Here is a 1,057-nt window from a genome sequence, read left to right on the forward strand (position 1 = left end):
GATTGCCCCGACAGGGCTTAATCCTCTTCAAAACGACGTGGGTTGTCTGGCACCCAGGTGCGCGGGCGCGGCTGAGAGGGCGCAGCTGCGTACTACCGCGCAGCTGCGCACCTGGACACGCCCGGCTATACCGGCGGATTATGGGCGGCGTGGCTGATAAGCAGCAGACGCTGAAACAGCAACTTCCCCACCCCTACAATCAGGACCTCTCGCAGGTCCTGCGGCGACTTGACCGCCGTACGGCCTTCAGCCGTACCAGGCTGGCCAACGACCCGGTCACCGCGGCCTATCTCGCGGCGGCCATGCGGCTGATCGAACGTAATCTCGGCCCGGGTGCCACCCGCACACCCAGTGATGTGGACGATGAGAACTCCATTGATCGCCCGGTGCTGAGTTTCCTGTCACAGCGCGCGGTGGCCGCGGAGGTGGCCAATAACCCTGCCCCGTTCCCGCAGATGGGCAGCGTCTCCACGATGCGAAGCACCTGGAGATCTCATTCAGACTTCATCGCTGATCTGCTGCGTTTTGGGCTGTGGTCGCAGTACCAGCCCACCCATTGCGACACCACCGAGGCCGCCGACGTCATCGAGCAGATCATCGAGGGCCCGCATTTCGTCCAAGCCGTGCACGATCTGGGCTACGGGGACTTGATGACGCTGATCGACAGGCCGAAGTTCCGGCTCGAGCTCATCGCCGTCGCGGCAGCCGACGGCGATGACACCATCCGGAAAGCCATGGCCGAGAACCATCACGGGATCGTTGCGCCGTGGAAAGAGGGCTTCGCAGAGATCCTCCGGGCTCGGGGTCTGCGGCTGCGCACCGGTCTCACGCTTGACGCCTTGGTCGCTCTGATGACGGCGCTGACCGAGGGGATTGCGCTCCGTGCCCTTATCGATCCCGACGTCGGCATAATCGATCACCTCAGGCGGCGCTCCTTGCTGGGAACCGGGCGCCTGGCGTTGATCCTCGGCTGCGTCGAACGGGCCGACAACTCCGATGGACTATCACTCGAACAAGCGGTCTCGGCGATGGTCTACGACCTTTCCACACGTCTCAC

The 1,057-nt window shown here is 64.0% G+C and carries 1 protein-coding gene; it reads left to right on the forward strand.

All coding sequences use genetic code 11. The annotated features are described in order from the left end of the window. Positions 1-149: 149 nt before the first annotated feature. The coding region (locus tag N5079_RS35035) for a hypothetical protein (RefSeq protein ID WP_261588524.1) at positions 150-1,057 on the forward strand (908 nt) is incomplete at its 3' end.

Origin of the sequence: Planotetraspora sp. A-T 1434, from assembly GCF_025420585.1 — a bacterium.
Lineage (GTDB): Bacteria > Actinomycetota > Actinomycetes > Streptosporangiales > Streptosporangiaceae > JAOEGB01.